This window comes from Agrobacterium albertimagni AOL15 (genome assembly GCF_000300855.1).
GTDB lineage: Bacteria > Pseudomonadota > Alphaproteobacteria > Rhizobiales > Rhizobiaceae > Allorhizobium > Allorhizobium albertimagni.
In genome coordinates this window covers 1-627 of sequence record NZ_ALJF01000049.1, presented here as the reverse complement: position 1 = coordinate 627, position 627 = coordinate 1, and the positions used below count along the sequence as shown (strand labels likewise).

Here is a 627-nt window from a genome sequence, read left to right as displayed (position 1 = left end):
ATGTCTTGTTCGGGGACGCCGGCAACGACATGCTGTTCGGCGAGGCCGGACGCGACAGCCTGATGGGGGCGAGGGACACGACATTCTGTCCGGCGGTGACGGCGACGACCGACTGTTCGGCGAAGCCGGAGACGATGTCCTGTCGGGAGATGCGGGTAACGACGTGCTGGACGGCGGCACCGGCCACGATACGCTTGCCGGCGGTGCAGGCGATGACGTCATGGTCGGCGATGAGGGTGACGACGTGTTCGTCGCGGGTGTCCAGACCGTTCTTGAAGCGCGCAGTCTGACGCAGCTGTCGATGGATGCGCCGACACCCGGCACCGATGATGGCGATGACGTCATCCATGGTGGCGAGGGCCAGGACACCTATGACGCTTCGTCCGCGACCATGGCGGTCGAGATCGATCTCGAGGCGGGCACCGCCACAGGCGAGGAGATCGGCAACGACCGTCTGACGTCGATCGAAAATGCCGTCGGTGGGGCCGGGAATGACACGATCACCGCGAGTTCTGCCGTCAACATTCTCTATGGCCGCGGCGGTCAGGACAGCTTCGTCTTCGGCTCGGTCGCCTCGATCGGCAATTATGGGGCCGGCTTTGACCAGATCCGCGATTTCGACGTCGG

1 protein-coding gene is annotated in these 627 nt (G+C 64.6%); it reads left to right on the top strand.

Annotated elements, in window-relative coordinates:
• The coding region (locus QWE_RS25420; protein ID WP_476692170.1) for a calcium-binding protein at positions 1-627 on the top strand (627 nt) is incomplete at both ends.